This window comes from Pseudomonas sp. Sample_21 (assembly GCF_004307525.1).
GTDB lineage: Bacteria > Pseudomonadota > Gammaproteobacteria > Pseudomonadales > Pseudomonadaceae > Aquipseudomonas > Aquipseudomonas atacamensis.
In genome coordinates, this window is sequence record NZ_RCNZ01000120.1 from 1 (window position 1) to 26,317 (window position 26,317).

The window sequence follows — 26,317 nt, forward strand, 5'->3', positions numbered from 1 at the left end:
ATCGTGGTGTGCTGGGGCGGCCACTCGATCAACACCGAAGAATACAAATACACCAAGAAAGTCGGCCACGAACTGGGCCTGCGCAGCCTCGACATCTGCACCGGTTGCGGCCCTGGCGTGATGAAAGGCCCGATGAAAGGCGCGACCATTGCCCATGCCAAACAACGCATTCACGGCGGTCGCTACCTCGGCCTGACCGAGCCAGGCATCATCGCCGCCGAGGCGCCGAACCCGATCGTCAATGAGCTGGTGATTCTGCCGGACATCGAAAAGCGTCTGGAAGCCTTCGTCCGTGTCGGCCACGGCATCATCATTTTCCCGGGCGGCGCCGGTACGGCCGAAGAGTTCCTGTACCTGCTCGGCATCCTGATGCACCCGGACAACGCAGGCCTGCCCTTCCCGGTCATCCTCACCGGGCCGAAGCATGCCGCGCCGTATCTGGAACAGCTGGATGCGTTCGTCATCGCGACCCTCGGCGAAGCGGCGAAGCAGCATTACGAGATCATCATCGACGACCCGGCCGAAGTGGCGCGGCAGATGACTCAAGGCCTGAAAGCGGTGAAGCAGTTCCGCCGCGAGCGTAACGATGCGTTCCATTTCAATTGGCTGTTGAAGATCGATGAGGGCTTCCAGCGTCCGTTCGATCCGACCCACGAAAACATGGCCAACCTGAAACTGCATCGCGACCAGCCACCCCATGAACTGGCCGCCAATCTGCGTCGGGCGTTTTCCGGGATCGTCGCCGGTAACGTCAAGGACAAGGGCATTCGCCTGATCGAAGAGCACGGGCCGTATCAGATCCGTGGCGATGCGGCGATCATGCAGCCGCTTGATGCACTGCTCAAAGCCTTCGTCGCCCAGCACCGGATGAAGTTGCCAGGTGGCGCGGCGTATGTGCCGTGCTATCGCGTCGTCGCGTAATTTCAAGTCGTAACGCACACCCAATGTGGGAGCTGACTTGCCAGCGATAGCGGTCTTTCATTCAACAGAGACGTTGAATCAGATGACGCTTTTCGCGAGCAAGCTCGCTCCCACAGTATTGTGGTGTGGCGCAAATTGTAGTCACAACCTCAATCCCCCTGTGGGAGCGAGCCTGCTCGCGAAGAAGCCCGAAAGAACACTTCAATCTTTCGAGCTATCCACCAACCGCCGAGCCAACGCTTTAGCCTGCGCAGCGACGTCCGTCACTGCCGTACTCTCCCACCACATCCCGCGCAACGGCGGGCCCATGGCAAACAACCGAGCGCTCACCTGCCCTTCGGCATCCACCACTGCGCCGTCCTTTGCTGTGATCCCCAGCGCCAGCGGCCCCGGCTGTACCAGCCCCCGCGCCAGCAATTGCTGCGGCAACGGTCGTGCAACACGCCGCCAGTCGTATTCAATGCCGCTGGAATTGATCAGCGCCGCACCGCTGACCACGCCTGTTTCAGTCTCACCCTGCGGACGGATGCGGATGGTCACAGCATCGCCAGCGCCGGGCTCAATGCCCTTGAACGACGCTGCATGAATGCGCAAGCGCCCTTCCTGGTGCAGCCGTTCGATCAACTCGGCACTCAGTGGCGGCGAACGATGGTGATGACTCTCCCACCATGGCCGTACATGCCGTACGAATTGTCGACGCTGCACGTCAGTCGCCTGACTCCACAACCGCGCGATGTGCGCGCGAACCGTATCCAGCGGCGCCTGCCAGTCGATGCCTTGGGCGACTGCGTCGCGACAATGTCGACGCAACTCGCGCAGCAACTGGCGGGGCGTACGAATGTTGTGATCTGCTGCCAGAAAATCCACCCACGCCGGCGGTTGACGGCGCACGTGCGGCAGCAGGCCATGCCGGGAGAACACCTCGATCGGCCCGCGATGCCCGGCCTGCTCGAGCGACACCACGGCATCAACCATCGTAAGCCCGGAGCCGATAATGAGCACGATGGATTGCGGGTCCAGTTTGCGCATCGCAGCGACATCCCAAGGGTCCAGCGCGGCGGCATTGAGGCCACTGGATTGGGTCTGCGGCGTGCGAGCGGCGGGGAACATGCCGGTGGCCAGCACTGCCTGCGCTCCACGCAAAACCTTGCCATCGCTCAGGGTGAGCTGCATTGAGCCGGTCCCGCTTTGCAAGTCAACGGCTTCAGCACAGATGTGTTCTACGCTCGAACCTTGCAGCGCGCCCACCGCCCGGGCCTCAGCCAGACGCTGTTGCACATAGACCCCGAACAGGCCACGCGGCGGAAACAGCTCACTGACCGGCACGTCCTGCTCAGCCGATTCCGGCCAGCCGCCGCCGGCAATATGCGCGGTCAGCCACTGCGTCAGATCATCAGGATTATCCGGGTCGACGCTCATCCGCGCCGCGTTGCCGTTCAGCGTATGTCCCAACTCAACTGCGCTGTAAGCCTCACCACGACCCAGTTCAGCACGCGGCTCGATGATCGCAATTCTTCGTTGCCCAGGCAGGCGTAACAATTGCACCGCCAGCATGGTGCCACTGAGGCCGCCGCCGATGATCAGGATGTCCGCAGGCTGCTCCATTCAGATCACCACATTACGCACGAACCGCGCAGCCACATCGCCATCGTTGCGGTAGGCATGCGGTTGATTGCTGGCGAACATGAAAAACTCTCCTTTATTGATGTGCTGCGCCTGATCGCCGAGCATCAGTGTCAGGCATCCTTCAAATACGTAAATCTGCTCGCTCCAGCCATCGGCGTCCGGTTGCGACGGGTAGACCTCGCCCGGTTGCAGACACCATTCCCATTGTTCGACTTCGCGGCTCGCGGTGGCTTTGGACAGTAGCACGGCTCTGCTGCCGGGAATCGTGCCCGCCCAGGCAACCTCATTGATCCGGCTCGGGTCGCGCGCATCGTGCGCTTGGATCAGATCACTGAAGGCAACGTCGAGCGCTTCGGCAACGCGATCAAGCGTGGTCAGGCTGACATTCTTTTCGCCTGCCTCGATTGCTACCAGCATCCGTCGGCTCACCCCGGATTTTTCCGCCAGTGCGGTCTGGCTCATATCCGCAGCATGGCGCAAGCGTCGAACGTTCTGGCTGACGTGTTGCAGAACGGAGGCTCGCTGAGTCAAATCTTTGTGCACTATATTGCTCACTCAGTGGGGTTGGGCAGTATACTGCGCAACGTTGGCGGCATTGTGCGGCCTCCCTTTTAATGTGCGCAAGGTCATGATGTCGCCAAACAATTCTGCGTCCCCAATCCGCTTCTCCCGCTTCAGCAAAGCCGAGTGCGTGCTGGTGCTGATCACCATGATCTGGGGCGGCACGTTTCTGATTGTGCAACATGCCATGACGGTCAGTGGCCCGATGTTTTTCGTCGGCTTGCGCTTCGCCGCAGCGGCGGCGATCGTGGCGATGTTTTCCTGGCGGCACCTGCGCGAGTTGACCTTGTTCGAAGTCAAGGCAGGGTCGTTCATCGGTGTAGCGATCATGCTTGGTTATGGCTTGCAGACGGTCGGGCTGCAAAGCATTCCGAGCAGTCAGTCGGCGTTCATTACCGCGCTGTACGTGCCGTTTGTGCCGCTGCTGCAATGGCTGGTGCTGGGACGGCGTCCGGGGTTGATGCCAACTATCGGGATCATGCTGGCGTTTACCGGTTTGATGTTGTTGTCGGGTCCCTCAGGGGCGGCGCTGAATTTCAGTCCCGGAGAAATTGCGACATTGATCAGCGCCGTTGCGATTGCTGCTGAAATCATTTTGATCAGCACTTTCGCCGGGCAGGTGGATGTGCGGCGAGTGACTGTGGTGCAACTGGCGGTGACGGCGGTGTTGTCATTCTTGCTGGTGGTGCCGACCGGTGAAGTGATTCCGGAGTTTTCCTGGTTGTTGCTGGTGACGGCTTTGGGCCTGGGCGCGGCGAGTGCGGCGATTCAGGTAGCGATGAACTGGGCACAGAAGAGTGTTTCGCCGACTCGGGCGACGTTGATCTATGCCGGTGAACCGGTGTGGGCCGGGATTGTCGGACGGATTGCCGGGGAGCGCTTGCCGGCAATTGCGCTGGTTGGGGCCGGGTTGATTGTTGCGGCGGTGATTATCAGTGAGCTGAAGACCAAGGGAAGGTCCACCGAGGCAGAAGCTGAGCTGGAGCGGGAAACGCAGGGGTGACCCGCAATCTCTTCTGGCTGCTCGCGAAAGCGCCGCACCATCGTTGCCCCTGAAACAGCGCCAAACACAAATTTCCAGACTACTTTGTAGGATTCTGAGACATCCTCGCGTTTGGTGATCAGGGAGCTGGCACGTATGATGCTTCACAAACTTCCGCAGATTAGAAGCCTATGTCCCTGATAGTTCTACTGCTTCTGCCGTTCATTGGCAGCTGTCTGGCAGCGGTGCTGCCGCACAATGCGCGTAATGCCGAATCCCTGCTGGCGGGCCTGGTCGCTTTGATCGGTACCGTTCAGGTCGCGATGCTGTACCCGCAAATCGCCTACGGCGGCGTGATCCGCGAAGAATTCATGTGGTTGCCGAGTCTGGGGCTGAACTTCGTTCTGCGTATGGACGGCTTCGCCTGGCTGTTCTCGATGCTGGTGCTCGGCATCGGTACACTTGTCTCTTTATATGCCCGTTATTACATGTCGCCGGACGACCCGGTGCCGCGCTTTTTCGCATTTTTCCTGGCGTTCATGGGCGCCATGCTCGGGCTGGTGATCTCCGGCAATCTGATTCAGATCGTGTTCTTCTGGGAGCTGACCAGCCTCTTCTCGTTCCTGCTGATCGGCTACTGGCACCACCGCGCCGATGCGCGGCGCGGTGCTTATATGGCGCTGATGGTCACCGGTGCCGGCGGATTATGTCTGCTGGCGGGGGTCATGATTCTCGGCCATGTCGTAGGCAGCTATGACCTCGACAAGGTCCTGGCCGCCGGCGATCTGATTCGCGCACATGCCCTCTACCCCGTTCTTCTGCCACTGATCCTGATCGGCGCGCTGAGCAAAAGCGCGCAGTTCCCGTTTCACTTCTGGCTGCCCCACGCGATGGCGGCACCGACGCCCGTCTCGGCCTATCTGCACTCGGCGACCATGGTCAAGGCCGGGGTTTTCCTTTTGGCACGTCTGTGGCCGTCGCTGTCCGGCAGTGAGGAATGGTTCTACATCGTCAGCGGAGCGGGCGCCTGTACGCTGTTGCTCGGCGCGTACTGCGCTATGTTCCAGAACGATCTCAAAGGTTTGCTGGCCTACTCGACCATCAGCCATCTCGGTCTGATCACTTTGCTCCTGGGCCTGAACAGTTCACTGGCCGCGGTGGCGGCGGTGTTTCACATTCTCAATCACGCGACGTTCAAAGCTTCGCTGTTCATGGCCGCCGGCATCATTGACCACGAAAGCGGTACCCGTGACATTCGCAAACTCAGCGGCCTGATCAAGCTGATTCCCTATACGGCAACACTGGCCATGGTCGCCAGTGCCTCGATGGCCGGCGTGCCGCTGCTCAACGGTTTCCTGTCGAAAGAAATGTTCTTCGCCGAAACCGTGTTCATCAACGCCACGGCGTGGGTCGAAACTACTCTGCCGATCGTCGCGACCATCGCCGGCATGTTCAGCGTGGCCTACTCCCTGCGTTTCACCGTCGACGTCTTCTTCGGCCCCACCGCCACTGACCTGCCGCACACGCCGCACGAGCCGCCACGCTGGATGCGCGCACCCGTCGAGTTGCTGGTCTTCACTTGCCTGCTGGTGGGGATTTTCCCGGCGCAGATCGTCGGGCCATTGCTCGCCGCTGCAGCGCTGCCCGTAGTTGGCGGGGAGTTGCCGGAATACAGCCTGGCCATCTGGCACGGCTTGAACGCGCCGATGATCATGAGCCTGATCGCCATGTCCGGCGGCATCCTCCTATATCTGTTGTTGCGCAAGCAGTTCAAGCTGGGCCGTTTCAAGTACCCGCCGTTGGTGGGCCGCTTCAACGGCAAGCGTTTGTTCGAGCGCAGTCTGGTCGTAATGATGCGCATCGCCCGGCGCGTCGAGCGGCGACTGGGCACCAAGCGCTTGCAGATGCAGCTGTTCCTGATGGTTTCGGCCGCCGTGCTCGCCGGTCTGATCCCGATGCTGCACAGCACGCTGACCTGGGGCGACCGGCCGAAAATCCCCGGATCCATTGTCTTCGTGACCCTGTGGCTGCTGGCGATCGCCTGTGCGCTTGGCGCCGCTTGGCAGGCGAAATATCACCGTCTCGCCGCGCTGACCATGGTCAGCGTCTGCGGCTTGATGACCTGCGTGACCTTTGTCTGGTTCTCGGCGCCTGATCTGGCGCTGACGCAACTGGCAGTCGAAGTGGTGACCACGGTGTTGATCCTGCTTGGCCTGCGCTGGTTGCCGCGACGTATCGAAGAAGTCTCACCATTGCCGAGCAGCCTGCGCAAGGCGCGTATTCGTCGTCTGCGCGACTTGCTGCTGTCGATTGCCGTCGGCGCCGGCATGGCCCTGCTGTCCTACGCCATGCTCACCCGGCAGACGCCGAACCATATTTCCTCGTTCTACCTCAGTCGCGCCCTGCCCGAGGGCGGCGGCAGCAATGTGGTCAACGTGATGCTGGTGGACTTCCGTGGTTTCGATACCCTCGGCGAAATCACCGTGCTGGCCGCCGTGGCGCTCACCGTGTTCGCCCTGCTGCGGCGCTTCCGTCCGCCGAAGGAAAGCTTGCAGTTGCCGGCCCAGCAACGTCTGCTGGCACCGGACGTGGTCACCGATCTGGTCAACCCGCGTTCGGCCAGCGACACCGCGCTCGGCTTCATGATGGTGCCGGCGGTACTGGTGCGCCTGCTGCTGCCTGTCGCCCTGGTGGTCTCGTTTTATCTGTTCATGCGCGGGCACAATCAGCCGGGCGGCGGTTTTGTCGCCGGGCTGGTGATGTCGGTGGCCTTTATCCTGCAATACATGGTTGCCGGCACGCAGTGGGTCGAAGCACAAATGAGCCTGCGGCCATTGCGCTGGATGGGCACCGGGCTGCTGTTCGCCACTGCCACCGGTCTCGGTGCGCTAGTCGCCGGTTATCCGTTCCTGACCACTCACACTTGGCACATCAGCGTGCCGTTGCTCGGTGATATCCATATTGCCAGTGCGCTGTTCTTCGACGTCGGCGTGTACGCCGTGGTGGTCGGATCGACGTTGTTGATCCTCACCGCCCTCGCCCACCAATCGGTGCGCGGCCACAAGACGGCCTCGCTGCCCAAGTCCGTCGCCAGCAAAGGAGCCGTCTGATGGAAGAAGTCATCGCAATCGCCATCGGCATTCTTGCCGCGTCCGGGGTCTGGCTGATCCTGCGCCCGCGAACCTTTCAGGTGGTCATGGGCCTGTGCCTGCTGTCATATGCAGTGAACCTGTTCATTTTCAGCATGGGCAGCCTGTTCATCGGCAAGGAACCGGTGATCAAGGACGGCGTGACCCAGGACTTGCTGCATTACACCGACCCGCTGCCCCAGGCGCTGGTACTGACGGCGATCGTCATCAGCTTCGCCATGACCGCACTGTTCCTCGTCGTATTGCTCGCCTCGCGCGGCCTGACCGGCACCGACCACGTCGACGGCCGGGAGCCTAAAGAATGATGGCGATGACTCACCTGATCGCCGCACCGATCCTGCTGCCGCTGCTGACGGCTGCGATCATGCTGATGCTGGGCGAAAAGCATCGGCCGCTGAAGGCGAAAATCAACTTGTTCTCCAGCCTCCTCGGCCTGTTCATTTCAGTGATGCTGCTGCAATGGACGCAGACCACCGGCGTACCCGGCTCCATCGGCGTGTATCTGCCGGGCAACTGGCAGGCACCGTTTGGCATCGTCCTGGTGGTAGATCGCCTGTCGGCACTGATGCTGGTGCTGACCGGCGTCATCGGCGTCAGCGCGTTGCTGTTTGCCATGGCCCGCTGGGACGGCGCCGGCTCAAGCTTTCACGCTCTGTTTCAGATCCAGCTGATGGGCCTGTACGGCGCGTTCCTGACCGCGGATCTGTTCAACCTGTTCGTGTTCTTCGAAGTGTTGCTCGCCGCGTCCTACGGTTTATTGCTGCACGGCTCTGGCCGGGCGCGGGTATCGTCGGGGTTGCATTACATTTCGATCAACCTGCTGGCATCGTCACTGTTTTTGATCGGCGCTGCGTTGATCTACGGGGTGACCGGCACGCTGAACATGGCCGATCTGGCGATGAAGATCCCGCTGGTGCCGGAAGCCGACCGTGGCTTGCTGCACGCTGGGGCAGGGATTCTAGCGGTAGCGTTTCTGGCCAAGGCTGGCATGTGGCCGCTGAACTTCTGGCTGGTGCCGGCATATTCATCCGCCAGCGCGCCGGTGGCGGCGATGTTTGCCATCATGACCAAGGTCGGCGTCTACACCCTGCTGCGCTTGTGGACCCTGTTGTTTTCCGGCCAGGCCGGCGCCTCGGCATTCTTCGGCGGCGACTGGCTGATTTACGGCGGCATGGCGACCATGGCTTGCGCAGGGCTGGCGATTATCGCCGCGCAACGCCTGGAGCGCATGGCCAGCCTGAGCATTCTGGTGTCGGCGGGGATCCTGCTCTCGGCGATGGGCTTCGCCCAGCCGAACCTGATCGGCGCTGCGCTGTTCTATCTGGTCAGCTCGACCCTGGCGCTGAGCGCATTGTTCATGCTCGCCGAACTGATCGAGCGCTCGCGCTCGGCCAACGAAATTCCGCTGGAAGACGAAAGCGAACTGCTGCCGCGTCCACAGGAATCGCTGCAACCGCCCAAGGGCATCAACCTCGACGACGAGCAGAAAGCCGTGGTCGGCCAAGTCATCCCGTGGACCATGGCCTTTCTTGGTTTGAGCTTTATTGCCTGCGCGCTGTTGATCATCGGCATGCCACCGCTGTCCGGATTTATCGGCAAGCTCAGCCTGATCGGGGCATTGCTCAACCCGTTGGGACTTGGCACTGCGGCGCCGCTGCCTCCCGGCGCATGGGGATTGCTGGCGCTGTTGATCCTGACCGGTCTGGCCTCGCTGATGGCCTTCTCGCGCCTCGGCATTCAGCGCTTCTGGACGCCGGAAGAGCGCCCGTCACCATTGCTGCGCAAACTCGAATGCGCGCCGATTTTCCTGCTGCTCGGGCTGAGCATTGCCCTTACGTTCAAGGCTGAACCGCTGCTGCGCTACACCCAGGCCACGGCCGATGCGCTGAACAATCCGCAGCAATATGTGTTCGCAGTTCTAGGCACTCGGGCGGTGCCGAGCCCGCAAGCCAGAGCCGACATGCTCGAGGTGCAGCCATGAAACGACTGTTCCCGGCTCCGTGGTTATCGCTGGCCCTGTGGATTCTGTGGCTGACCCTGAACCTGTCCGTCAGCCCGGGCAATCTGTTGCTCGGCGCCGCGCTGGGTTTCGCTGCGCCGCTGATGATGCGCAAATTGCGGCCGAAACGTGCGCGCATCCGCAACCCCATCGCCATCCTGCGTCTGTTCTTCCTGGTCGGCCGCGACGTCATCATGTCAAACCTGATCGTCGCCTGGGGCGTAGTCAACGCCGGACGTCGTCCGCCCAACTCATGCTTTATCAAAGTGCCTCTGGATCTGCGCGATGCTCATGGTCTGGCGGCACTGGCAATGATCTGCACCGTGGTGCCCGGCACGGTATGGTCGGAGCTGGCGCTGGACCGCAGCGTTCTGTTGCTGCACGTCTGGGATCTGCACGACGAAGCGCAGTTCATCGAGCACTTCAAAAGCACTTACGAGCGACCGTTGATGGAGATTTTCGAATGAGCCCATTGCTGTCGAATGCGATTCTGCTGACGCTGTTTCTGTACTGCGTGGCGATGGTGCTGACCCTGGTGCGCCTGTTCAAAGGCCCGTCAGCTCAGGATCGGGTACTGGCGCTGGATTACCTGTATATCGTTGCCATGCTGATGATGCTTACCCTGGGCATTCGTTACGCCAGTGATACCTACTTCGAAGCGGCGCTGCTGATCGCGCTGTTCGGCTTCGTCGGCTCGTTTGCCCTGGCGAAATTCCTGCTGCGTGGCGAGGTGATCGAATGAATACCGAATTGTCTTTATGGGTCGAGATTCCGGTGTCGGTGCTGCTGGTGCTCAGCGGCGTGTTTACCCTGCTGGGCGCAACAGGATTGCTGCGCATGAAGGATTACTTCCAGCGTATGCACCCGCCAGCGCTGGCCTCGACACTCGGTGCCTGGTGTGTGGCACTGGCGTCGATCATCTGCTTTTCGGCATTGAAATCCGCACCAGTGGTGCATGCCTGGTTGATTCCGGTCCTGTTGGCGATCACCGTGCCGGTGACCACCCTGCTGCTGGCGCGGGCGGCGTTGTTCCGCAAGCGGATGGCCGGGGATGATGTGCCGGCTGAGGTGAGCAGTCGTCAGACTGAAAGTGGTAACTGATGATCATGTGGCGCCGGTGATGGCGCCATCGCTACAGTAGGAATGCGCTCTCCCATGTGGGGAGCGAGCCTGCTCGCGAAGAGGCCAGTCGGGGCATCGCCAATTCCGGATCGGCTCAAACCCACGCTACTGCCAACAACCCCGCGCCCAGCAGCGCACACAACGGCGAATACACCCAGGTATCCAGCCGCGCAAATCGCGAATCCTTCACTTCCTTGAAGAACCCGACCAGATTCGAATCACCGATCGCCCGAGCGAACATCAGCAACGCGATCGCGCTGATCACCCATTGCAGTGCCTTGTGCTGCACCGCCGGCATGCCCCAACCGACCCGCATACAAACCAGCGCCGCAATGACCAGCAGCGCAGCGGCGACTGCCAGCGTCAGCCAGCCTGAGGGCTTGAAGGCCGGGCGTACCGTGGCGACGAAGCCCGACACCGGCACCTGCGGCACCACCACCGCAGCCGCCCATTGCCCACCCAACGCCCAATACACATGCATCAGGCCGATTGCCGCGAACACAGTCACCAGCCATTGAGCCAATACAAAGGTCATGGTTGAAATCCTTCAAAGGGATTTGAACAAACCATCGTAGTCGGATTTTTTGGCCGTGCACGACCGGTCGGCGGTGCACTGCGTTGACCGCGTTATTTCAGATCAGCCGTCACCTTGTCGGCCACATCCTTGGGCAGCCACGCCTGCCACACATCCGGATGCGTCTTCATGAACGCGACCGCCGCCTCACGAGGCGCGGTGTGCTTGTCACTCATATCCGCCAATGCCTTGTTCAGCGGCTCGATGGGAAAATCGACCTTGCTGAAGAACTCGGCAATTTGCGGGTTCTGCTTTTGAAATGGCGTAGACACGCCAATCGACAATTTCGATGCCAGCGAGCGGGTTGGTTTCGGATTGGGATTATCGGCGTCTGTCAGCGTCTTCCACGCCTCGGCATCGAACGGCGGCTCTTCCAGTTGCACCAGTTTGAATTTGCCAAGCAGTGGCGTCGGCGACCAGTAATAGAACAACACCGGTTTGCCGCGACGGATCGAAGAGCTGATCTCGGCATCCAGCGCAGCGCCGGAACCGCTGCGGAAGTTGGTGTAGTCGTCCTGCAAGCCATACGCCGTGAGCTTCTGCTTGTTGACCACTTCCGAGGTCCAGCCGATCGGGCTGTTGAGGAAACGCCCTTTGCCCGGGCTTTCCGGGTCCTTGAACACATCCTTGTATTTCTTCAGATCGGTGACACTGCGCAGATCCGGCGCCAACGGTTTGATGCCTTTGGCCGGGTCGCCCTTGATCACGTATTCCGGCACCCACCAGCCTTCAGTGGCGCCCTTTACCGTATCGCCCAGACCGACGACCTTGCCCTCGGCTTCGGCCTTGACCCAGACCGGACTGCGCCCGGCCCACTCCTCGCCAATCACCTGGATGTCATTATTGGCCAGCGCGGTCTCGAGAGTAATAGTGGTACCCGGCAAGGTATCGGTCGGCAAGCCGTAGCCTTTCTCGACGATCACCCGCAGCACCTCGGTGATCAGGCTGCCGCTTTCCCAGTTCAAGTCGGCAAAGTGGATCGGCGCCTGTGCCGCCTGCAGCGATTGCGCTGACGTCAGCAAACCAAAGGTGGCCACGCTGGCGGCCAGTAACCGTCGAAATCCGTTCATGCATCACACCTCGTGCTGTTCACAGCAATGGCAGTTGGCCTGACAGAAACGCAAGCCTCTGAATGACTCAGTCAACTGACTTTAGCCGAGGTTCCTGCTTTTTCCGGGGTCCGCTGCGTGCGAGGTTACGTTTCAGAATTTTCCTGCAGGCTTTGCAGCTCACGTCTGACCATGCTGGCGTATGCCGCCGGTTGCAATGCATAGAGCTGCGACGCCACCCAACTCAGCCAGGCACCTTGCAGTTCGGCCTTGCGGACGAACAGGCGCTGAGCGTCTTCGCGTGCGCTGTCGAGATTTTGCGAATGGAAGTGCGCGCGGCTCACTCGCTGGCCTTGAAGGAAACCAGTTCACCTTTGCGCCATTTGGCAGCCTTGGCGGTGACGGCTTTCAAGGTTTTGGTCAGGCCTTCCTGCAATTGTTCATTGGCGGCGAACACCGTGACGACGCTATGACCTTCCTTGAACAGAATCGCGTGACCGTCGGCCGTACTGACAAATGCGTAGTCGCCCAAGCCGTAAACCGTGAGTTTGATGTCGCGAAAACGAATGTCCATCTTGCCGCCTTCACGGCTGGGCAGAACCGATGCAATGAAATGGTCGCCAACCTTGAGTTTGAGCCCCGGTTTGTCATCGACCACCAATGCACTTTCGGTATCGATTTCGGCGATGTAAATGCCTTCGGCGTTTTGCTCGGTGATGTAAACAAAACGTGATTGAAATTGCTTGACCAGCTTTGCACGCAAATCACCCAGCACGAACAAAGCATGCATATCGAGGTTACTGACTGCCAAAGAAACATCCCCACATTTGAAAAACCGTGCAGCGGAAAACACGCACGGCAAAAAACGGCAATGCCGATGAAAACTGCAAAATCACTCAAAAACCCGAAGCGAGCGAAGCGCTCTTGATCGCGAGGTTCGTAGACTACTGGATTGTCATTAGCGGAACCCGCCCCGAAATCGGCAAAGCTTGAAGGAAAAAGCCTCAAGTGCGACTGGAGCAAGATCTGACTACGAACTTCAGGGAAATTTCTCACGAAAAAAAGCACTTTTCCGACATATCGCTGGCGAAAAATTGCTTTAGATAAGCCCGGTCGTCAACAGGTACTGGCGATTCTAGAGCAGCGATGCTCCTTACGACTACCCGCAACGGCCGTTAAATCCCGGCCGACTGATGAAAAGGACTTCATATGTGCACTTTGACTCATTTTGCCACGTCGGCCGACGCGCGAATCAACACACCTCTGACGATGAAGGTTGCCGACCTCGACAACCTTCCGACATCTTCTAACAATCATCGAACCCCACACTTTCAAGTGGTGCCAGCGGGTATTGCGTTCTTTCACATCAAGGAGATATCCACGGGACGTGTCAGAGGTTTCCGTGGCAATCACAACGAAGCCTGCGCCCTCGCCCGCTCGCTTGAATCAAAAATCGAACTCCGCGCCAGCGCCTGCCTCTGATAAGGGAGTGAACGAACAAGCCGTACCGGCACCAACCCAGGAGTAGATGATGGAACTGCCAACCGAGCTTAACCTGACCACCCTTTTCGAACAGCTGGGCCTTCCCTCCGATGAAGCGTCGATCAATGACTTTGTCGAAGCACATCCGCTGGATCCGGAAACTAAACTCATCGATGCCGACTTCTGGTCACCCCAGCAGGCGCAATTACTCAAGGAATGGCTGCGGGCCGATGGCGAAGAAGCGCCGATCGTCGATGAGCTGAACGTACGTTTGCATCGCGGCAAGTAAGTACGATCAGTGCAGGCTGTCGCCGGGCTCGATGTTCAATTGTTCGAGCCAGGCAGCCTTGCACTCCTCCGCTTCATCGCGACTGGCGAAGGCTGTGCCGCGTCGCTCCCCGTTGAGCAAAACTACCCAGCAAACACTGCGCCCCATCGCACGTAAGCCGGCCGGAACACCGCTGCCGATCATCACTGCCACGTCTATCCTGCACTGCATGTGCCCTCCGAAATAATTAGCTACCTAACTAAGTCGTCAGATTAATGCTTTCCGTCGAGAGGAAACAGCAACCGCCGTGCACAGATTCATTGCGTCACCGGTAATAATCTCAGCGCGGATTCTCAGGTTTATAGCCCAGACGCAACCCGCCCCAGTGTCGGCCATTGATCATGATCGGCACCGATAAATCATGCATCAGCTCACCCGTATCGCGCGTGTAAGTCTGCAACAGCACCGGTTGCTGATGGCTGCCGCAGCGGATACCGGTGCGGTCAGCGAATTTGCGTTTGGTGCGATTATTTACCGTGTCGACCTGCACATCGCCGGTCAATGGCTGGCTGAATGCCTGGTTGTGCGTCGGTACATAACCCTGCTGCGTGCAGGCAATCGCAAAAACCAGCCCTTCATGACGCGCCAATAAAGGTTCTTGAATCGCCGGCAAGACCTGATCGGTGTATCGATCAAAGCGGGTTTGAAATTTGGCTGGTTCGGTGCCCGAAATCAGCTGGTAGCTGCGATCGAACAGGTCATCCAGGCTGATCCGCCCCTGCTCGACATCCGCCTCGAAGCGCGCCGCGATCTGGCTCGCACCTTCGCGCGCCAAGTCATAAATGCGCTGGTGATAGTCATCCAGGCCGACCTCGGCCAGGCGCTCGCTGATGGTTTCCGCCTGTCCTTCCATCTGCACAGCGGCCTCGGCGAGGCGGCGGGTCTGCTGATCGCTGATTGCCAGATCGCTGCGCATTTGCTCGATGGCGATGAACAGCGCATCAAGCTGCTCGCGATTGGTTTGCGCACCACGGGCGATTTCGCTGACCTGGGTTTCCACTCCGGCGGCAAGTCGCGCGATATTTTCCAGATGCTGACCGGTGTGCTCGACCTGTTCGACGCCGGTGTGCAGATCGCTCGACAACTCGCGAATCTGCGCCACCACTTGCGCGGTGCGTTGCTGAATGTCAGCAACCATCTCACCGACCTCACCCGTGGCCGCCGCCGTACGCGCGGCCAGTCCGCGCACCTCGTCGGCGACCACAGCGAAACCGCGACCATGCTCACCGGCCCGGGCTGCTTCAATCGCAGCGTTCAACGCCAACAGGTTGGTCTGGCTGGCAATCGACTGGATCACCAGCGTCACCCGCTGAATGTCGTCGCTGCGCACACTCAGGGCCTCGATCAATTCGCGGCTGGCGTTGGCGCGCTGACTGAGTTGCTGCATGCGCGAAATCGAGTCGAGCAGTTCGCTGCGCCCCGCCGCGCTGCTGTGATGCGCTTCGCTGGCGGCATCCAGCGCGTCGCGACTGAGCTGTGAAGTCGCCTGTTCGGTGGCGATCATCACTTCGGCATTGCTGACGATCTGCGCTGCCGCGTCGAGTTGCGATTCAAGTTTGCTGGCGAGCGCTTTGACCGAAAACGCCACGCCGGCGGCAGACAGTGCGTTGTGACTGGTGGTGTAGGAGAGATCGCGAGTCAGTGCGGACAATGCGCTCGCACTATCGACCGGGACGGCAACAGGAGCGCTGCGCGAACGCAGGCGCGGTAGCCAGACAATCAGTATCGCCAGCGGCATGCCGAGGTAGAGCGACCACTCGGCCATAGCCATGCCGGCCAGCAACAGCATCAGGGCGATGCTTTGCAGGGTCGGCGCGATCCAGCGGTTTTTCGGCAAAAGCACTGGTGCAGGCAGCGCCGCAACCAGAGATCCATCTCTCGTCATCTTGATCACCCCACGTTTGTTCTCATTGTTGTGACTGCATTAAACGCCACTACAACGCCATTATCCATGGTCCGTTAGTCGTGGGGTCTGTGGTAGGTCAATGGAACAACGGGGGAAATAGCGCAGACGAGCAAAAACAAAGATCGCAGCCTCCCGCAACTCCATGTAGAAGCTGCCGAAGGCTGCGATCTCTTGCAGGCGCCCCCCTATTCAGGGGCCGCCATGGAATCAGGCCTGACGCTGGTGCTTGTCGATCTGCTCGTGACGCTCTTGAGCTTCGATGCAGTACTTGGTGGTCGGGCTGATCAGCAGGCGTTTCAGGCCAATGGCCTCGCCGCTGTCGTCGCACCAGCCAAAGCTGTCGTCCTTGATGCGCTCAAGGGCTTGTTCCAGTTGCGGCAGCATGCGCTGGTCGCGATCGATCGCGTTGACCAGCCAAGTGCGCTCTTCTTCAACCGAAGCCGCGTCCGCCGGGTCAGCCGGGGTGTCCAGGCTTTCGATGGCGATACGGTTTTGCTCAATGCGCTCGTGGGTTTCGACTTTCATGTTCTGCAACAGCTCAGTGAAGAAAGCGTGTTGCTCTGCATTCATGTAGTCATCTGCCGGCATAGCCAGCAACTTGTCCTTTGTCATTGATATCTCTATAAAAAAACGTGCATTAAGGCGAATAAGGGAGCGTTTCGGCGAACCGTGTCGGCCGTCGAAAAGGCATCGTTTTATTGCAAACGCCACCCGGCACTCAATTTACGAGGGGCGGCAGTCTAAGGCCCGATCAAGACCTCAGCAACTGTAAATACAGGGAATTTGTCCGACAGGACCTGGAAACTGCTCTGACACAGGCTTCACACGGCCATCGGAGTGCGTTTATAGCAAGAAATTCAGTCCAGCGGCTGTATATAGAAGACAAACGGCTAACCAACCCGCCAGCGACAGCCGGGATTATTCTCGCAAGGTGCATCGTTTCAGCCCGGCAGAGCTTACGCAGCCCTTCTATTATCAGGCCCACTGCGTGCTCAACTCGCCTGAAGGATGCTGCCCATGCCCCGCCCCGCTCTGCCGGCCACAGACGAAATTTCCTTCGCCAGCCCGCCGGTCAACGCCGAGCGCCTGCTGCAAATGATCAGCGAAGAGTACGACGCCCTGCCGCGCCAGCTCAAACGCGTCGCCAGCTACATCAGCCAGCAGAGCGAGCGAATCATGGTCGAGCGCATCAGCGATATCGCCCGCGAGTGCGAAGTGCATCCGTCAGCCATTGTGCGTTTCTCGCAACGTTTCGGGTTCAGCGGCTTCAGCGAGATGCAGGCGCTGTTCCGCAAGGCCTGGACGCACAAAACCACGCCAGCGCAAAACTATCAGCAACGCATCCGCAGCCTGATCGCCAACAACTCGCAGACCGCCAACAGCGGCGACCTGGCCCGCGAATGCATCGACGCAACGCTCTCGGGCATCGAACGCTTGGGCCGCGAACTGGACGAGGTGACGTTCGATACGGCCGTCGATCTCATCGTCAATGCCGACGACATTTACGTTGTCGGGGTCCGCCGTTCGTTCGCCGTCGCCGATTATCTGGTTTACAACCTGCAGCACACGCAGAAGCGCATTCATCTGGTTTCCGGCATCGGCGGCAGCTATCGCGAACAAATGCGCAGCGTGCGCGCCAACGATCTGGTCATCGCCATCAGTTTTGTGCCCTACGCCAAGGAAACCCAACACTGCCTGCGCTTCGCACAGCAGCAGAACGCCAATGCCCTGATCATCACCGACAGCCCTCTGTCGCCACTGGCAAAACTTGCCAACAGCGTGTTGCTGGTCAATGAAGGCAGTGCGCTGGCCTTTCGTTCGCTGAGTGCGACGCTGTGTTTGTGCCAGGCGCTGTTTGTGGCGGTGGCCTATCGGCTGGAACTGAATGTCGATGAGATTCACGAACAACCCGGATTCGACGACTGACAATTGCCTCTCGCTCGGCTAGGTTATGCGTTCCCACCGGTTCGACTTGAAGGAACGCGTCATGAAACTGATCGGCATGCTCGACTCCCCCTACGTGCGCCGCGTAGCGGTATCCGCCAAATGCTTGGGGATCGACCTCGAACACGAGTCGGTCTCGGTGTTCCGCCACTTCGAACGATTCCAGCAGATCAACCCTGTGGTCAAGGCGCCCACATTGATCCTCGACGACGGCGTGGTCCTGATGGACTCGACCCTCATCCTCGATTACCTCGAAGCCAGCTGCGGCAAAAGCCTGCTGCCAAGCGATCTCAAACAACGCGCTAAGGCCCTGCGCCTGATCGGCCTGAGCCTCGCCGCCTGCGAAAAAGCCGTGCAGCTTTACTACGAACGCAACCTGCGCCCGACCGACATTCAATATCAGCCGTGGGTCGAACGCGTCGAAGGCCAGCTCGCCGCCGCATTTACCGCGCTGGAAAAAGAACTTGAACACAGTGACTTGCCTGTCGACGGCTCCCTCGCCCAGGCCGGCATCAGCCTGGCGGTTGCCTGGAGCTTCACCGAACTCGTCGTACCCGATCAGATCGACGCAACACGCTTTGCGCGTATCGCCGAGTACACCGCCTACGCAGAAGGCACCGATGCGTTCATCAACACACCGATGAACTGATCATGAGCTCCACCGACACCGCCGCCCCGGCGTTAAAGGAAATCTTCAACGCCGAGCGCTTGCAGCACATCGCTGACGAAATGAGCGCGGTGTACCCGGCGTTCAAGGCCAAGGCGTTTGTCAAACACGCCCAGGACGGACTCGCTGAACTATCAGTGATGCAACGCATGGCGCGTGTCAGCGAAAGCCTGCATGCCGTGCTGCCGCTGGACTACGAAGATTCCCTCGAAGTGCTGTTCGAACTCGCGCCACGGCTGAACAGCGGCTTCGTCAGCATGTGCCTCCCACACTACGTCGCGAGCTATGGCGCCCATGCGTTCGACACCTCAATGGACGCGCTGAAGTACTTCACCACCTTCGGCTCCTCCGAATTCGCCATCCGCTACTTTTTGCGCAGCGACCTCGAACGCTCGCTGGAACGAATGCATGATTGGACCCGAGACGAAAACCACCACGTTCGACGCCTAGCCAGCGAAGGCAGCCGCCCTCGCCTGCCGTGGTCGTTTCGCCTGGAAGCGGTGCAGGCGGATCCGCTGCTGGCCGCCGGGATACTGGATCGGTTGAAGGCGGACGAGAGCTTGTACGTGCGCAAGTCGGTGGCGAATCATTTGAATGACGTGACGAAGGTGCATCCGGAGTGGGTGCTGGACACGATTGAAAGTTGGTCGCTGGACAACAAGCACACGGCCTGGATTGCCAAGCATGCGCTGCGCAGTTTGATCAAACAGGGGGATTTGCGCGCGTTGACGGTGATTGGCGCAGGCGCGAAGGCTGAGGTTGAGTTGTTGGATGTGCGGGTCGAGCCGGCGGTGGTGAGGTTGGGGGAAGCGATTACTTTGTCGTTTACGGTGAAGTCCATGGTGGCGCACGAGCAAAGGCTGGTGATTGATTATGCGATTGAGTATGTGAAGGCGAATGGCGGGGTTTCGAGGAAGGTTTTCAAGTTGAAGACTCTGGGATTAGCGGGTTTCGGGACTGAGGTAGTGCGACGGAATCAAGTCATCAAGGATTTTACGACGCGCAAGCATTTTGCCGGGCGGCATGGGGTGCAGGTGATGGTTAATGGGGAGGTGTTGGGGAGTGCGGCGTTTGAGGTTTTGATTTGAGGTGAGTTGTTTATTCACCAAAAGAGCCGGTAGCGGATCAGTGCACTGGCAGCCGTGCATCGACATTGCGCGCGGCGGCACAGTGGACGAATCACGGCGTCAGCGCTTACCAACTTCCGTACGGGATGCCGAATTTCTCGATATAGCGCTTGGACTTTTCGCTGACGGGATAGGCGTAGCGTCCTTGGTTCTTACCTTGGCTAGGTCCTAGCGGTTCGATCTCCGCCTGTGCTCTCGCGACTTTTACAGGATGGTGGCATGAGTCTCTGACCCAAACCTGCACAACGCCGCCAGGCGCCAGGCCCAGATAGACCGATGAAATATAGGTACTTCGCCGCTCTGGTGTTTTCGCGCAGCGCTGCGCGACCGAAGTCCGCATCATTTGCCTGGCTTCTTCGGGTATATCTACCCAAGCCCGATAAGTTTGAGGCTCTACGATGGACTGCCAGCGAACAAAAATTCTTTTTGGGAGATCAGCGCCGACCACGGCTTTTGCGGACGCGCCCACTCCGTCCCAACCACGGGCCGATTCGGTGCCGTCTTCAGGTTGCCCGCCCGATGCCGATCCACCACCGGTACGCAGAAATGTTTTTCCCTTTATATCTTCCACAGCAGTGTCTTCAACCCAGACCTTCATGTAGTTGGGTTCGGTGAAACCGAGTTCCCACCAAGGGGATTTAGGGTCGTTTTTTGCTGACAGCGGGTCGGCATTACAACCAGCCACAAAAAGCGTACACAGCAGTACTGTAAATAACTTCATTACCAAAGCGTCCAGTCCGGTACGTGTGGGTGCTTTACTCGGATTGCATCTTCCGTGGGGGCGTTGATGTAAACAGCTCTGATGCCACTCCCATCTCTCCTGCCAAGCGGATGGTTCCAGTTGGCGGACGTGTGAATGTACTTGAGTTTGAGTATTTGCTCCTCCTCTGGCGTGGTGCTGTAGTCGCCGGAGACAAAACGATCACACATGGGCTTGAGTTCTTCAGGAACGGCGAAGTCTGGCGTCTCGGGAATGTCTTCGAAGAGAACGCCTTTGGCTCTGGCGAGTTGATGCATCACGCGCAGGCTCACTCTCGACAGTAATCCACTCACCGGACGCTTGAGTTGGACGGCCGCATAGACTCGCTTGACTCGAGGACTAAGTCGATCCTGAGGGCTGACCGGTAGCAGTAATGGCGGTGGCGTAACGATTTCGAGATTTTCGAGCGGCCAACCCTTGGCTAGCCACTGATTTCTCACATTGATCGCATCCTGGTAGATCGATGTGGTAGCGACGTCAGTATACGTACCGACCTCTAGCGTCTGCATTGGGCTAACGAGAACACACTCTTCAGCGTCCTCAAGGTAACCTCCACCCACATCGGAATGCACACCCGGCAAGACGATTTCCGGATGATCCATCGCTACTCGATTGAGAGCAAAGTTAGCCCTGCATTCATCCCGCGCAGCCAACTGCACAACGTCGGTGAAATAACGTCGGTCGAGATAGAGTTTGACCCCCGTTGCGACGGCGCTTTTTATGTTGCCCAGATTGGACCATCCAGCAATCGACGGTACCGTGTCGAACAGCCCAATGAAGCCCACGTTGATGTCGCTGTGATACTGATCAACAAAGGTCGAACTGAGGGCATCGGACATACTGCGGAGAATGTCGCCTAAAGGCCCTTGTTTGCCACGCACTATCTCGTTGGCGAAATGTCTGGCGGCTGCGGCACCGCGACTAAAGCCAAACGTGTCGAAAGTCAACGAAGCAATTTCACTACCGGGATTTTTGTCCAATACTTCAGTGATACGCTGTTCGATCACCGCGAAACAGGACTGGACTCGCCCTGCAACGCCGGTTTCACCACGTCCTGTACCGGCGCCGAATTTACTGTCTTCTTTACCTGAACGGGTACCTATACCTTCGACGTAGACCATACCGAAAGCTCTCTTTCGTGGCCCTTCTCCCTCAGCGAGTCGTGTTGCTCCATACAGTTCGCTCAGCTTCTTCACATTGCTGACATCGCTACCATAACTACTATCCGGATCACCCATATAAGGCTGGCAACTGACGGGAATATCCTCAGGCGCAATCGGATGCTGAGCACCACACAACAACCCCGCAGCTGAGTTGTTCGCGTTGTTGCCCGTGCCATCAAAGAACACCCCGATCCTCAACGCAATCCCGATTTTCCCAGGCGCGCGCGCAGCCTCTTTCCCATGCTTCTCATACTCGGCCCAATGCTGGGCGTGTATGTCGACGGGTTTGGCTTCTTCGTAGCGATAGTTTTTCGGCGGGTTTGGAACGTAGCCACTCAATCCTTGATTCCTTCTGATCCTTGAAGAACGGCCAGAAGGGTGACAGCCGGGAGGGGGCGGTGCAAGCCGTGGCGGTGTGCCAGCCATGGAGCGTCAGTGCGAGCAGGCTCACTCCCAAAAAAGAATGAGCCTGGCTGGGGATGGCGGGTCAAATCGACCGCTGATTCACCCGCGCCATCAACTGTTCAGCACTTTCCTTGCGCTCGGAATAGCGGTCCACCAGATGCGCCTGCTGCCCACGCAGCAGTACGGTGAACTTGACCAGTTCTTCCATCACATCCACCACACGGTCGTAGAACGGCGAAGGTTTCATCCGCCCGGCCTCGTCGAACTCCATGTAGGCCTTCGGCACCGAGGATTGGTTGGGGATGGTGAACATGCGCATCCAGCGGCCGAGGACGCGTAGTTGGTTGACCACGTTGAACGACTGCGAGCCGCCGCAGACTTGCATCACCGCCAGGGTTTTGCCTTGGGTCGGGCGCACAGCGCCGAGTTCCAGCGGGATCCAGTCGATCTGCGCTTTGAACACGGCGGACATCGCGCCGTGGCGTTCCGGCGAGCACCAGACCTGGCCTTCCGACCACAACACCAGATCGCGCAGTTCCTGGACCTTGGGATGGTCGACCGGGACGTCGTCGGGCAATGGCAAACCGGATGGGTTGAAGATCCGCGTTTCGGCGCCAAAGTGTTCGAGGAGGCGCGCGGCCTCCTCGACCAGCAAACGGCTGAACGAGCGCTCGCGGGTCGAGCCGTAGAGCAAGAGGATGCGCGGTTTGTGTTCGCCGACATTCGATGGCTTAACAGCGTCGATCAGGCTTGCGTCGAGGTTGGGCAAATGATTTGTCATGAAGCCTCCTTACAGCGTGCCGATGCGATCGAGTTCGGCTTTCAGTTGCTCGCGACTGAGCGAGTGAAACGGCAGATCGAGAAAGGCTTGGCAGCGTTCACCGATGCGCATCAGAGTGGCTTGGAATGCCCCGTCGATTGCCGCTTCGTCGCCCTGCACTTCGGACGGATCTTCCAGTCCCCAATGCGTTTTCAGTGCCGGACCGAAATAGACCGGACAGGTTTCGCCGGCGGCTTTGTCGCAGACAGTGATGACGATATCCGGCGGGTTGTTTGCGAAGGCATCGTTACCTTTGCTGTGCAACCCGTCGATGGCGATGCCGTGCTTTTGCAACGTCGACAGGCTGCGCGGCAGAACCTGGCCTCTGGGAAAACTGCCGGCACTCACCGCATGGAAACCAGCGGGAGCCAGGTGATTGAACATGGCTTCGGAAAGAATGCTGCGGCAGCTATTGGCCGTGCACATGAACAGGACTCGCATCGATGCGCTCCGTAGATAGTGGAAGATTCAGCAGCAGGCGCGTTCGCGCACGGGACGGCCATCCATGTTTTGCAGGCGCGCGGCGTTGTCCTTGAGCCAATCGGCATTGGCCTTGGATGTCAGCTGAAGGATTTCGCCGATCCATGCCGGCAGTTCCGGATTGAGGCGGTAATACACCCACTGGCCCTGACGGCGGTCGAGCAGCAAACCGTTACTGCGCAGTTGCGCGAGATGGCGGCTGATTTTCGGCTGGCTGTCGTCAAGCGCACACATCAGCTCGCAGACGCAGAGTTCACCTTGCTCGGCGATGAGCAGGATGGCGCGGACGCGGGTTTCATCGGCGAGACTTTTGAAGACTTCGGTGGGGGTGATCATGGTGATCGGCTCGCCATATGCGGGAAATCGAATATACGGATATCCATATATTTATCAACCCGCGAAAGCAGCCACGGTGAATAAACGTGTGGGAGCGAGCCTGCTCGCGAAGGCGGTGGGTCAGGCGAGGTTTGCGTATCAGATACACCGCTTTCGCGAGCAGGCTCGCTCCCACAGGGGGATTTGGATGCGCCAGGTTTAACCGCGTAAAAGCCCCTGCTCGGCCTCACACAACCCCACCACATAATCCCAGACCACTCGCAGCCGCACGGATTTGTGCAGCTCCCGGCGGGTGCTGATCCAGTAGCTGCGCTCGATGCTTTCATCCGGCAACAGTGCCACCAGATCCGGGTCGGACGCGGCCATGTAACACGGCAGCACGGCGATGCCCAATCCCGAGCGCGCCGCTTCCTGTTGGGCAATGACGCTGGTGCTGTGAAACACCACGCGCGGGCTGCGGCAGAAGCTGTTGAGGAACATCAGTTCCTGACTGAACAGCAGGTCGTCAACGTAACCGATCCACGCATGCCGGCCCAGGTCTTCACGGCTGTGCAGCGGCGGTGCGTTGTCGAGGTAGGTTTGGCTGGCATACAACGCGAGTCGATAGTCGGTGAGTTTGCGCGTGACCAGCATGTCGGCGGATGGCCGTTCGAGGTGGATGCTGATTTCCGCTTCGCGGTTGAGGATGCTGACAAAGCGCGGTACGGCAACCAGTTCCACTTCCAGCCCGGGATAGCGCTCGAACAGACCGATCATGCGACTGGCGAGGAATTTGATGCCAAGGCCTTCGGTGACGCCGACACGGATCTTGCCCAGCGGCGCGGTGGACTGGGTGATTTCTTCCTGCGCCAGCAGCGCGACGTTTTCCATCGCCTCGGCGTGCTTGAGCAGGGCCTCTCCCGCTGGGGTCATTTCATAGCCTTGGGCGTGCTGGACGAACAGCGCCGTGCCGAGGCTTTTCTCGATCGATTCAATATGCCGCGCCACTGTGGCATGGGTGGTGTTGAGCCGGCGCGCGGCGGTGAGCAGGCGGCCGCTGCGTTGCAGCTCGAGAAAAAAGCGCAGGTCGTTCCAGTCGAACATGGCAGGTCCTTGTCAGCTGTCGTCACTTCGGGCTGTTTGAAAACGCACAGCGGCTGCGCAAAAACTAACATTCTTTTAACGAAAGCTAACAACTAGAGTGTCCGACAATAAAAACAAAAAGCGAGGTCAGGGCATGCACACGTCCCTGGATGAATTCGACTACATCGTGGTCGGCGCCGGCCCCGCCGGTTGCTTGCTGGCCAACCGGCTCTCAGCGGATCCACAGCAACGGGTGTTGCTGCTCGAAGCTGGCGGACGCGACAACTACGCCTGGATTCATATTCCTGTGGGTTACCTGTTCTGCATCGGTAACCCGCGCACCGACTGGTGCTTCAAAACCGAACAACAACCGGGCCTCAATGGCCGCGCGCTGAGTTATCCGCGCGGCAAGGTGCTGGGCGGCTGTTCGTCGATCAACGGCATGATCTACATGCGCGGCCAGGCCGGCGACTATGACGGCTGGGCGGCAGCGGGCAATCCGGGCTGGGCCTGGAAAGACGTGCTGCCGCTGTTCAAACAGAGCGAAAACCACTTTGCCGGCGGCGCTGAATTTCATGGCGATCAGGGTGAATGGCGGGTCGAGCAGCAGCGCCTGTCGTGGCCGATTCTGGATGCCTTTCGCAGCGCTGCCGAGCAAAGCGGCATCGCCAGCATCAATGACTTCAACCAGGGCGACAACGAGGGCTGCGGCTACTTTCAGGTCAACCAGAAAGCCGGGGTGCGCTGGAACGCGGCCAAGGCCTTTTTGAAACCGCTGCGCAGCCGGGCGAACCTGACCGTGCTGACCGGCGTCGAGGTTGATCGTGTGTTGCTGGAGAATGGCCGCGCGGCGAAAGTCAGCGCGCAGCATGAAGGCCAGACCAGACAGTTCAAGGCGCGCAAGGAGATTGTCTTGTGCGCCGGCTCAGTCGGCTCGCCGAGCATTCTGCAGCGCTCCGGGATCGGTCCGCGGCCGCTGCTCGAACGCTTAGGGATAGGCGTCATTCATGAGCTGCCGGGCGTCGGCGGCAACCTGCAGGATCACCTGCAACTGCGCCTGATCTACAAGCTGGAAAACGCCCGTACCCTGAACCAGATCGCCGGCAGCGTGTGGGGCAAGATGGGCATGGGCCTGCGTTATCTGTACGACCGCAGCGGGCCGCTGTCGATGGCGCCGAGTCAGTTGGGCGCATTCGCCCGCTCCGGCCCCGAGCAAACCTCGGCGAACCTGCAATATCACGTGCAACCGCTGTCGCTGGAGCGCTTTGGCGAGCCGCTGCACAGCTTCCCGGCGTTCACCGCCTCGGTGTGTGACCTGCGCCCGCAGAGCCGGGGCCGCATCGAGATTCGCTCCGCCGATCCGCAAGCGGCGCCGCTGATCCAGCCCAATTACCTCAGCCATCCAGAAGATCTGCGCGTCGCCGCCGATGCGATTCGCCTGACTCGGCGCATCGTCAGCGCCCCTGCCCTGCAAGCGTTCAAACCGGTCGAATACCTGCCCGGCGACAGCTTGCAAAGCGAAGAACAATTGCATGAAGCGGCGGCGAAAATCGGCACGACGATTTTCCATCCGGTCGGCACCTGCCGCATGGGCAACGACGGTGACGCAGTGGTCGATGCGCAATTGCGCGTGCATGGCGTGCCGGGTCTGCGCGTTGCCGATGCGTCGATCATGCCGAGAATTACCTCGGGCAATACCTGTTCGCCTACGCTGATGATTGCCGAGAAGGCGGCACAACTGATTTTGTCCAGACCTGTAGATATTTCCCCTGTGGGAGCGAGCCTGCTCGCGAATGCGGTAGCTCACTCAGCCTAGGAGTTGACTGGCAAAAAGCTTTCGCGAGCAGGCTCGCT

General features: G+C 59.5%; 29 protein-coding genes. 14 read left to right on the top strand and 15 right to left on the bottom strand.

Annotated elements, in window-relative coordinates; genetic code table 11:
• Window positions 1–921, top strand: a 921-nt coding sequence (ppnN, locus tag D8U71_RS23045) for a nucleotide 5'-monophosphate nucleosidase PpnN (protein WP_130888760.1), incomplete at its 5' end; no start/stop codon positions are given.
• A 201-nt stretch (window positions 922–1,122) separates the two neighbouring features.
• Here the strand turns inward: ppnN and D8U71_RS23050 are convergent.
• Both D8U71_RS23050 and D8U71_RS23055 read right to left on the bottom strand, forming a co-directional pair.
• Window positions 1,123–2,526, bottom strand: a complete 1,404-nt coding sequence (locus tag D8U71_RS23050; RefSeq protein WP_130888761.1) for an FAD/NAD(P)-binding protein — start codon at window positions 2,524–2,526, stop codon at window positions 1,123–1,125.
• Window positions 2,527–3,090 carry an XRE family transcriptional regulator gene (locus D8U71_RS23055; RefSeq protein ID WP_024013243.1) on the bottom strand — a complete coding sequence of 188 codons (564 nt, stop codon included), beginning with the start codon at window positions 3,088–3,090 and terminating at the stop codon, window positions 2,527–2,529.
• 85 nt (window positions 3,091–3,175) lie between these two features.
• Between D8U71_RS23055 and D8U71_RS23060 the strand changes: the two genes are divergently transcribed.
• From D8U71_RS23060 to D8U71_RS23090, 7 genes are all read left to right on the top strand, one after another.
• On the top strand, window positions 3,176–4,111 hold the full coding sequence (locus D8U71_RS23060) for a DMT family transporter (protein WP_130888762.1): 936 nt from the start codon (window positions 3,176–3,178) through the stop codon (window positions 4,109–4,111).
• Between the two features lie 170 nt (window positions 4,112–4,281).
• A complete protein-coding gene (locus D8U71_RS23065; RefSeq protein WP_130888763.1) occupies window positions 4,282–7,200 on the top strand; it encodes a monovalent cation/H+ antiporter subunit A in 2,919 nt (972 codons plus the stop codon).
• Window positions 7,200–7,544, top strand: coding sequence for a Na+/H+ antiporter subunit C (locus D8U71_RS23070; RefSeq protein ID WP_016775082.1), 345 nt, complete (start codon window positions 7,200–7,202; stop codon window positions 7,542–7,544). The genes D8U71_RS23065 and D8U71_RS23070 overlap by 1 nt, the downstream gene beginning before the upstream one ends.
• Complete coding sequence (locus D8U71_RS23075) at window positions 7,541–9,220, top strand: monovalent cation/H+ antiporter subunit D (protein ID WP_130888764.1); 1,680 nt, start codon at window positions 7,541–7,543, stop codon at window positions 9,218–9,220. Before D8U71_RS23070 ends, D8U71_RS23075 begins: the two co-directional genes overlap by 4 nt.
• Window positions 9,217–9,705: a Na+/H+ antiporter subunit E gene (locus D8U71_RS23080; protein ID WP_130888765.1), complete on the top strand. Its 489-nt coding sequence runs from the start codon at window positions 9,217–9,219 to the stop codon at window positions 9,703–9,705. Before D8U71_RS23075 ends, D8U71_RS23080 begins: the two co-directional genes overlap by 4 nt.
• Window positions 9,702–9,980, top strand: coding sequence for a K+/H+ antiporter subunit F (locus D8U71_RS23085; protein ID WP_024013247.1), 279 nt, complete (start codon window positions 9,702–9,704; stop codon window positions 9,978–9,980). Before D8U71_RS23080 ends, D8U71_RS23085 begins: the two co-directional genes overlap by 4 nt.
• Entirely contained in the window at window positions 9,977–10,339 is a 363-nt protein-coding gene (locus D8U71_RS23090; RefSeq protein ID WP_130888766.1) for a Na+/H+ antiporter subunit G, read from the top strand. Before D8U71_RS23085 ends, D8U71_RS23090 begins: the two co-directional genes overlap by 4 nt.
• Window positions 10,340–10,454: 115 nt before the next feature.
• On the opposite strand, the gene D8U71_RS23095 is transcribed toward D8U71_RS23090, so the two are convergent.
• The 4 genes from D8U71_RS23095 to D8U71_RS23110 all read right to left on the bottom strand — a co-directional run bounded on the left by D8U71_RS23095 (window position 10,455) and on the right by D8U71_RS23110 (window position 12,773).
• Window positions 10,455–10,895 carry a DUF3995 domain-containing protein gene (locus D8U71_RS23095; protein WP_130888767.1) on the bottom strand — a complete coding sequence of 147 codons (441 nt, stop codon included), beginning with the start codon at window positions 10,893–10,895 and terminating at the stop codon, window positions 10,455–10,457.
• Between the two features lie 92 nt (window positions 10,896–10,987).
• Complete coding sequence (locus D8U71_RS23100) at window positions 10,988–12,004, bottom strand: ABC transporter substrate-binding protein (protein ID WP_024013250.1); 1,017 nt, start codon at window positions 12,002–12,004, stop codon at window positions 10,988–10,990.
• A gap of 125 nt (window positions 12,005–12,129) precedes the next feature.
• Window positions 12,130–12,327, bottom strand: coding sequence for a hypothetical protein (locus D8U71_RS23105; protein ID WP_122507962.1), 198 nt, complete (start codon window positions 12,325–12,327; stop codon window positions 12,130–12,132).
• Window positions 12,324–12,773: a hypothetical protein gene (locus tag D8U71_RS23110; RefSeq protein ID WP_122507963.1), complete on the bottom strand. Its 450-nt coding sequence runs from the start codon at window positions 12,771–12,773 to the stop codon at window positions 12,324–12,326. Before D8U71_RS23110 ends, D8U71_RS23105 begins: the two co-directional genes overlap by 4 nt.
• Before the next feature lie 419 nt (window positions 12,774–13,192).
• Here D8U71_RS23110 and D8U71_RS23115 point away from each other — a divergent pair, with 419 nt between their 5' ends.
• The gene (locus D8U71_RS23115; RefSeq protein ID WP_024013253.1) at window positions 13,193–13,465 is read left to right on the top strand and encodes a hypothetical protein; all 273 of its coding nucleotides are present in this window, start codon (window positions 13,193–13,195) and stop codon (window positions 13,463–13,465) included.
• A 49-nt stretch (window positions 13,466–13,514) separates the two neighbouring features.
• Window positions 13,515–13,754, top strand: coding sequence for a DUF2789 family protein (locus D8U71_RS23120; RefSeq protein WP_122507964.1), 240 nt, complete (start codon window positions 13,515–13,517; stop codon window positions 13,752–13,754).
• Between the two features lie 6 nt (window positions 13,755–13,760).
• Here the strand turns inward: D8U71_RS23120 and D8U71_RS23125 are convergent, their stop codons facing one another.
• The 3 genes from D8U71_RS23125 to D8U71_RS23135 all read right to left on the bottom strand — a co-directional run bounded on the left by D8U71_RS23125 (window position 13,761) and on the right by D8U71_RS23135 (window position 16,311).
• On the bottom strand, window positions 13,761–13,964 hold the full coding sequence (locus D8U71_RS23125; RefSeq protein ID WP_130888768.1) for a hypothetical protein: 204 nt from the start codon (window positions 13,962–13,964) through the stop codon (window positions 13,761–13,763).
• Between the two features lie 109 nt (window positions 13,965–14,073).
• A complete protein-coding gene (locus tag D8U71_RS23130; RefSeq protein ID WP_130888769.1) occupies window positions 14,074–15,678 on the bottom strand; it encodes a methyl-accepting chemotaxis protein in 1,605 nt (534 codons plus the stop codon).
• Window positions 15,679–15,906: 228 nt separating this feature from the next.
• Window positions 15,907–16,311 (bottom strand): TraR/DksA family transcriptional regulator, encoded by a 405-nt coding sequence (locus D8U71_RS23135; RefSeq protein WP_016775095.1) that lies wholly within the window; start codon window positions 16,309–16,311, stop codon window positions 15,907–15,909.
• Window positions 16,312–16,716: 405 nt separating this feature from the next.
• On the opposite strand from D8U71_RS23135, the gene D8U71_RS23140 reads away from it, so the two are divergent.
• The 3 genes from D8U71_RS23140 to D8U71_RS23150 all read left to right on the top strand — a co-directional run bounded on the left by D8U71_RS23140 (window position 16,717) and on the right by D8U71_RS23150 (window position 19,398).
• The gene (locus tag D8U71_RS23140) at window positions 16,717–17,625 is read left to right on the top strand and encodes a MurR/RpiR family transcriptional regulator (RefSeq protein ID WP_130888770.1); all 909 of its coding nucleotides are present in this window, start codon (window positions 16,717–16,719) and stop codon (window positions 17,623–17,625) included.
• Between the two features lie 61 nt (window positions 17,626–17,686).
• Window positions 17,687–18,292, top strand: coding sequence for a glutathione S-transferase (locus D8U71_RS23145; protein ID WP_130888771.1), 606 nt, complete (start codon window positions 17,687–17,689; stop codon window positions 18,290–18,292).
• Window positions 18,293–18,294: 2 nt separating this feature from the next.
• Window positions 18,295–19,398, top strand: a complete 1,104-nt coding sequence (locus D8U71_RS23150) for a DNA alkylation repair protein (RefSeq protein ID WP_130888772.1) — start codon at window positions 18,295–18,297, stop codon at window positions 19,396–19,398.
• A 106-nt stretch (window positions 19,399–19,504) separates the two neighbouring features.
• On the opposite strand, the gene D8U71_RS23155 is transcribed toward D8U71_RS23150, so the two are convergent.
• The 6 genes from D8U71_RS23155 to D8U71_RS23185 form a co-directional block, all read right to left on the bottom strand.
• Window positions 19,505–20,158 carry a DUF2931 family protein gene (locus D8U71_RS23155; RefSeq protein WP_073471173.1) on the bottom strand — a complete coding sequence of 218 codons (654 nt, stop codon included), beginning with the start codon at window positions 20,156–20,158 and terminating at the stop codon, window positions 19,505–19,507.
• Window positions 20,158–21,699, bottom strand: a complete 1,542-nt coding sequence (locus tag D8U71_RS23160) for a DUF2235 domain-containing protein (protein ID WP_130888773.1) — start codon at window positions 21,697–21,699, stop codon at window positions 20,158–20,160. The genes D8U71_RS23155 and D8U71_RS23160 overlap by 1 nt, the downstream gene beginning before the upstream one ends.
• A 148-nt stretch (window positions 21,700–21,847) precedes the next feature.
• Window positions 21,848–22,546, bottom strand: a complete 699-nt coding sequence (gene arsH / locus D8U71_RS23165) for an arsenical resistance protein ArsH (RefSeq protein WP_125918553.1) — start codon at window positions 22,544–22,546, stop codon at window positions 21,848–21,850.
• Window positions 22,547–22,555: 9 nt separating this feature from the next.
• On the bottom strand, window positions 22,556–23,026 hold the full coding sequence (locus D8U71_RS23170; RefSeq protein WP_130888774.1) for an arsenate reductase ArsC: 471 nt from the start codon (window positions 23,024–23,026) through the stop codon (window positions 22,556–22,558).
• A gap of 27 nt (window positions 23,027–23,053) precedes the next feature.
• A complete protein-coding gene (locus tag D8U71_RS23175; protein WP_016775103.1) occupies window positions 23,054–23,401 on the bottom strand; it encodes a metalloregulator ArsR/SmtB family transcription factor in 348 nt (115 codons plus the stop codon).
• Window positions 23,402–23,599: 198 nt separating this feature from the next.
• A complete protein-coding gene (locus tag D8U71_RS23185; RefSeq protein ID WP_016775104.1) occupies window positions 23,600–24,484 on the bottom strand; it encodes a LysR family transcriptional regulator in 885 nt (294 codons plus the stop codon).
• Window positions 24,485–24,617: 133 nt separating this feature from the next.
• Between D8U71_RS23185 and D8U71_RS23190 the strand changes: the two genes are divergently transcribed.
• Entirely contained in the window at window positions 24,618–26,279 is a 1,662-nt protein-coding gene (locus D8U71_RS23190; protein ID WP_130888776.1) for a GMC family oxidoreductase N-terminal domain-containing protein, read from the top strand.
• Window positions 26,280–26,317 lie beyond the last annotated feature (38 nt).